Consider the following 5,923-nt stretch of genomic DNA (forward strand, 5'->3'; position numbering starts at 1 on the left):
TGACTGGCGCTTCGTCGACGGCTGGACCGGCGTGACGGACGCGCTCGCACCGTTCGCGCGTCCGTTGTTCACGCTGGGCCGCGAACCGCTCGCGCATCTCGACGAGATTCCCGCGCATCAGCACTGGACGATCCGCTGTCTCGACGCACATCCCGGCCACGCGCGCGCCGAGGTGATCGACGCGCGCGGGCCGTTCACGCCCGAAGGCGAGCGCGCGCTGTTCGCGGCGGGGCGCTTCGACGTGATCGTCAGCAAGAACAGCGGCGGGGCGGCCACCGAAGCGAAGCTCGCCGTCGCGCGCGAACGCGGTCTGCCCGTGGTGATGATGCGGCGTCCGGCGCTGCCGTCCGCGCAGCGCGAATTCGACGCGCCGCAAGAGGCCATCGACGCGCTCCGAGCTTTCGATTCACCGATTAACACGCAGGATTTCAACGCATGACCGTCTACTTTATCGGAGCGGGTCCGGGCGATCCCGAACTGATCACCGTGAAGGGCCAGCGCCTCGTGCGCACGTGTCCCGTGATTCTCTACGCGGGCTCGCTCGTGCCGCCCGCCGTGCTCGACGGCCACCGCGCGCAGCAGGTGGTGGACACCGCGCCGCTCACGCTCGACGAGATCGTCGCGCTGCTTGATAGTGCGCATCGCGCCGGACACGACGTCGCGCGCGTGCACTCGGGCGATCCGTCGCTGTACGGCGCGATCGGCGAGCAGATCCGCCGTTTGCGGGAACTCGGGATTCCTTATGAAATCGTGCCGGGCGTGACCGCGACGGCGGCTTGCGCCGCGACGCTCGGCAGCGAACTCACGCTGCCCGGCATTTCGCAGACGCTGATTCTCACGCGCTACGCCACCAAGACCGCGATGCCCGAAGGCGAGGCGCTCGGCGATCTCGCGCGCCATCGCGCGACGATGGCGATACACCTGGGCGTGCGGCATATCGCGCGCATCGTCGAGGAACTGCGTCCGCATTACGGCGACGATTGTCCGGTGGCGGTGGTCTATCGGGCAAGCTGGCCCGACGAGGAACGCGTGACGGGCACGCTCGCGGATATCGTCGCGAAAGTGCAGGCCACCGATATCGAGCGTACGGCGCTGATTCTGGTCGGCCGCGTGCTGGGCGCGGAAGGGTTTGCGGATTCGACGCTGTATGGGGCGGGGAAGCGATAAGGCCCGCATTTTTCCCGCCTTTGGCGGGGCCGAGCGTGATTCGAGCTTGACTTGAGCGACGACAATGCAGTTGCATTGCCTTGACAATGCATTTGCATTACCATTGCAGGCATGACGAACGGATGCAATGGGAGTCGATCATGGCCTCTTCTTTTGTGAGCGACGCGGACCTGATGGTCGAAGCGGAATCCTCACTGACTGACCGCTATCAGACTACCGTGCCGGAACCGATCCGGCGCGCGCTGAAACTCGGCAAGCGCGACAAGATTCATTACAGGGTCAAGTCGTCGGGCGAAGTCGTGATGGAGCGCGCCGCGCCCGAGGACGAAGAAGATCCCGCGTTCGCGCCGTTTCTGGATTTTCTCGCGCGCGAAATCCAGCATCGGCCGGAGACGCTGCGCTCGTTTCCGCCGGCCTACGTGGCGCGTGTCCGGACGTTGACGCAAGGCGTCGAGATCGACCTCGATGCGGCCCTTTCCCCGGATGACGAATGACCACTGCCGGGGCGGCACACGCGCAAACACCGATACTCGTGGTCAATGGATGGGCGATCTTCGCCCATCCGTGCTTTCTCGATCAGCTCGAATCGTTGTTGGAAGAAGTCGAGGCGCTCAAGCGTAAGCTGCCGGAAGATTACCTGAGGAAGAACGCGACCAAGCGGCTCGCGGCCATCGCGAAGCTCGCCTGGGAACTGATCCCCGACGATCCGGAGAAGGCGGAGTACCGGCAAGGCGACACCTTGGGCGATGCACGCAAACACTGGTTTCGCGCGAAGTTTTTCCAGCAATATCGCTTGTTTTTCCGCTTTCACAAACCGAGTCGAACGATCATTCTCGGCTGGGTGAACGACGATCGGACCCGTCGCGCCTATGGCTCGGCGAGCGATGCCTACCGGGTGTTCGGCAAGATGCTGGACCGCAAGCGACCGCCGGACGGCTGGGACACGTTGCTGGCCGAAGCGCGCGCCGCCACGCCGAGACTGGCGAAGGCGACGGGTTCTTCGAGCGCTGCTGCGAAGTCAGCAAAATAAAAAAGGCCGTCGCAAGACGGCCTTTTTTGCATGCGGCGCCAGCCCCTCAACGCATCCCCACCCTCAATGCGCCCCCGCATGCTCGTGATCCGCATGCGTGCGCGGTTGCGTCACCACGCTCACGGCGGCGAGCACGACGATATTCACGCCGAGCGCCAGAAAGCCGATATTGATGTCCTTGAGCGCATCGGGCGCGAACGGGATCAGTTGCGCGACGCTCACGTGCATCAGCGTGGTCAGCGCGACCACCAGCGCGCCCGCGAGAATCCCGCAGAACGCGCCCTGTTTCGTTACGCGATTGCGCGGCGCGAGGCTGCACACCAGCGCCGGGAACAGCTGCGTCACGAAGTTATAGCCCATCAGCAGGAGCGCGACGATCGTATCGCCGCCCTTGAGCGTGAAGCCGACCGCCACCAGCGCGATCACCGGCACGAACATGCGCGCGAGCCGCGTGACGCGTGCGTCGTCGGCGGATTTCATCATCGCGCCGCGATAGACGTCGTTGGCGAGCAGCGTCGACGCCGTGGTCAGGATCATCGAGCCCGGCACGAGCGCGGTGAGCACGCCCGCCGCGCCGATCACGCCGACGAACCACGGGTCGAAGGTTTGCAGCGAAAGCCGGAACAGCGAGAGATCGATGTCGCCGCCCTTGAGGCCCGGCACCTTGAGCACGGCCGCGAATCCGCAGAAGAACACGAACAGCAGGATCAGCTGATACAGCGGCAGGATCATCGCGTTGCGGCGGAAAATGCGGTCGTCCTTCGCGGTGTAGACCGAGCCGAACGTATGCGGCCACATGAAGAAGCCAAGCGCCGTGAGGAGCACCGTCGACTGGAACCACGTCACGCTCTGGCCCTTCGCGGGGAAGGTGAGGAAGCCGGGTTTGGCGGCGTCGATGGCGCGGAACATCTCGCCGAGGCTGCCGTAATGGTGGATCGGCAAATAGATGCCGAGGAACACGGCGATGGCGAGAATCATCGTGTCCTTCACGACGGAATTCCACGCGCAGCCGCGCACGCCCGAGACGATCACGTAGGCCGTCACCACCGCCGCGCCGATCCAGATGGCCGCCGTCGACGAAATCGCGCCATACGAGGCCGTCGTCACGATGATGCCGAGGCCCTTCAGTTGCAGCACGAGATACGGCACCAGCGCGAGCACGCCCACGCACGCGACCAGCACGCCGAGCGCGGGGCTGTTGTATTTGCGCGCGAAGAAATGCGGCTGCGAAACGAGGCGGTGCTGCTTCGCGAAACGCCAGATCGGCGGCAGCATCCAGTACGAGAGGATGTACGCGAGCGTCGCGTAAGCGAGGATGTAATAGACCGGTGCGCCCTTGCCGTACGCGAAGCCGCTGCCGCCGAGAAACGTGAACGTGGTGTAGATTTCGCCCGCCATCAGCAGGAACACGAACGCGGTGCCGAAGCTGCGTCCGCCCACCGACCACTGTTCGAGATTCATGTCGTGGCCGCGCCGCGCGCGCATGCCGAGCGCGAGCGCGACGATCGTAATCGCCACGATGATGACGAGTGCGCTCATGACCGCACCTCGCGCGCCAGGTCGGATTCGCCGTCGCGTGCGAGCCGGTTCGACGGATCGAGCCGGTAGACGATCGCCATGATCACCGAGGTCAGCACGACCCACATCACGATCCACGCCAGCACGAGTGGCATGCCGAGCACGAGCGGCTCGGTATGGTTCACGAACGGCACGCCCAGCAGGATGCCGATGAAGGGCAGGGCGGCAAGCAACCTCAGTGACATGGCGACTCCTTGGGAAGAAGGCAAACGTTGCGTCCGGGTGCGGTCCAGCCACTCTATTCCCGCGAACGCGCCCCGTAAAGCCGCCAAAAATCCGTGATTTCCCGCTCGCCATGCGCCTGCGTGCGCGGGCATCGTTGTTGCGTCGCATCAAGCGTGCGGCGGCCAGCGCGCGCGGCCCGGCACCGTCGGGACACGCCGCGCATCGCTTTGGGTACACTGCACGCAGCCTGGCCCTCGTGGGGCCTTACCGGATCGCCTTCATGATCGAGAGCCTCATTTCCGACATTCTGTTCGGTTTCACCGGACTGATCAGCATCATCAACCCCATCGGCATCGCGTTCGTCTTTCTCGACCGCACTTCGACGCTCACCGACGAGGAGCGTCGCCTGCTCGCCAAACGCGTCGCCACCAACGCCTGTTTTGTGCTGCTCGCGGCCTTTTTCGTCGGTACGCCGATCCTGCATTTCTTCGGCATTTCGATGGAAGCGCTGCGGATCGGCGGCGGTCTCGCGGTGGCCGTGAGTGGCTGGCAGATGCTCAATGCGCCCGAACCCGAGCCGCCCGTGGCGAACGATCCGGCGGTCAAGCCGGTGAACGCGTGGTCGGCGAGCGGCAAGGCTTTCTTTCCGCTGACGATTCCGCTCACGACCGGTCCCGGCTCGATCGCCACGGCCATCGCGCTGAACGCGAACCGCACGCACAAACTCTCGGCATGGCTGCTGTCGAGCATCGCGTCGGTGGCGATTTCGGTGCTCGTGATGCTCGTGATCTACTACGTCTACAGCCGCGCCGCGCGCCTCGCGCACTATCTGGGCGTGGAAGGCACGCGCGTGGCGATGCGCGTCTCGTCGTTCCTGTTGTTGTGCATCGGCGTGCAGATCATACTCACCGGACTCACGGGCTTTCTCACGCCGATTGCCGGGCTTCACGTCGCGAACTGAGCGGACAAACTGAGCGGACGAACCGGGCGCCCGGCCCGGCGCGGCCGCCCTCATCGACATCGTCAGACGAAGGAGTGTCTCCATGTGCCGCTGGCTCGCCTATACGGGCAACGCCGTGCCGCTCGAAACCGTGCTGTTTCGCGCGCGCCATTCGCTGATCGACCAGAGCCTGCATTCGACGCTCGGCGCCACCACGACCAACGGCGACGGCTTCGGTCTCGGCTGGTATCAGCATCCGCATGACATTCCGTATCGCTATCGCAGCGTGCATCCGGCCTGGAACGACCGCAATCTGCGCGAACTCGCGCGCGCCGTGCAGGCGCCGATGTTCCTCGCGCACGTGCGCGCCGCGACGCACACGCCGGTGCAGGAAACCAATTGCCATCCGTTCCGGCATCGGCGCTGGATGTTCGCGCACAACGGGCTGATCGAAAGTTTTCCACTGGTGCGGCGCGAGTTGCTGGTCGCGATCGAACCGGGCCGCTTCAATGCGCTCGAGGGCTCGACCGATTCGGAGGCAATGTTCTATCTGGCGATGACTTTCGGTCTCGAACTCGATCCCGTGCTCGCGCTCGAACGCATGGCGGGTTTCGTCGAGGCGACGGCGAAGGCGCACGGCATCGAGCCGGCGCTCAACATGACGGTGTGCGCGAGCGACGGCGAGCAACTCGTGGCGGTGCGCTATTCGAGCGAGCGCAATTCGCGTTCGTTGTTCCATAGCACGTCGTTCAAGCATCTGCACGAGCTGTATCCCGACGATCCGCGCATCAATGCGGTGGGCGAGGATGCCTATCTGCTCGTCTCGGAGCCGATCGTCGATTTGCCGGATGCGTGGGCGGAAGTGCCGGAGTCCACCGCGATCATCGTGCGCGGCGCGCAGATCGAGTATCGGGATTTCGTGCCGAAAGGGTCCTGAAATACGGGGCGCGACGTACGGGCCAGGCGCGCCGTGACGTTCAGCTCGACGGCGGCGGTTCCAGCGGCCCGAGCGGTCCCAGCGGCGCCAGCGCGGCGCGGCGCAC

At 65.1% G+C, this 5,923-nt stretch carries 8 protein-coding genes; 6 read left to right on the plus strand and 2 right to left on the minus strand.

Translation table 11 applies throughout. From position 1 onward, the window contains the following. From G3N97_RS35520 to G3N97_RS35535, 4 genes are all read left to right on the plus strand, one after another. Positions 1-439 (plus strand): precorrin-6A/cobalt-precorrin-6A reductase (locus G3N97_RS35520; protein WP_205997500.1); only part of this gene is annotated, 439 nt, incomplete at its 5' end. Further along, positions 436-1,167: a precorrin-4 C(11)-methyltransferase gene (gene cobM, locus G3N97_RS35525; RefSeq protein ID WP_205997501.1), complete on the plus strand. Its 732-nt coding sequence runs from the start codon at positions 436-438 to the stop codon at positions 1,165-1,167. The genes G3N97_RS35520 and cobM, both read left to right, overlap by 4 nt. Positions 1,168-1,307: 140 nt before the next feature. After that, positions 1,308-1,661 (plus strand): type II toxin-antitoxin system PrlF family antitoxin, encoded by a 354-nt coding sequence (locus tag G3N97_RS35530; protein ID WP_241031041.1) that lies wholly within the window; start codon positions 1,308-1,310, stop codon positions 1,659-1,661. Continuing rightward, positions 1,658-2,197, plus strand: coding sequence for a type II toxin-antitoxin system YhaV family toxin (locus tag G3N97_RS35535; protein WP_205997502.1), 540 nt, complete (start codon positions 1,658-1,660; stop codon positions 2,195-2,197). Before G3N97_RS35530 ends, G3N97_RS35535 begins: the two co-directional genes overlap by 4 nt. A gap of 63 nt (positions 2,198-2,260) precedes the next feature. Here the strand turns inward: G3N97_RS35535 and G3N97_RS35540 are convergent, their stop codons facing one another. Together G3N97_RS35540 and G3N97_RS35545 are read right to left on the minus strand one after the other, a co-directional pair. Continuing rightward, positions 2,261-3,736, minus strand: coding sequence for a sodium:solute symporter (locus tag G3N97_RS35540; RefSeq protein ID WP_205997503.1), 1,476 nt, complete (start codon positions 3,734-3,736; stop codon positions 2,261-2,263). After that, entirely contained in the window at positions 3,733-3,960 is a 228-nt protein-coding gene (locus tag G3N97_RS35545) for a DUF3311 domain-containing protein (protein ID WP_205997504.1), read from the minus strand. The genes G3N97_RS35540 and G3N97_RS35545 overlap by 4 nt, the downstream gene beginning before the upstream one ends. 260 nt (positions 3,961-4,220) lie before the next feature. Between G3N97_RS35545 and G3N97_RS35550 the strand changes: the two genes are divergently transcribed. Both G3N97_RS35550 and G3N97_RS35555 read left to right on the plus strand, forming a co-directional pair. Next, complete coding sequence (locus G3N97_RS35550; RefSeq protein WP_205997505.1) at positions 4,221-4,901, plus strand: MarC family protein; 681 nt, start codon at positions 4,221-4,223, stop codon at positions 4,899-4,901. An 82-nt stretch (positions 4,902-4,983) separates the two neighbouring features. Next, entirely contained in the window at positions 4,984-5,817 is an 834-nt protein-coding gene (locus G3N97_RS35555; RefSeq protein WP_205997506.1) for a class II glutamine amidotransferase, read from the plus strand. The last annotated feature ends 106 nt before the right edge of the window (positions 5,818-5,923 follow it).

It is taken from the genome of Paraburkholderia sp. Ac-20347, assembly GCF_017104805.1.
GTDB lineage: Bacteria > Pseudomonadota > Gammaproteobacteria > Burkholderiales > Burkholderiaceae > Paraburkholderia > Paraburkholderia tropica.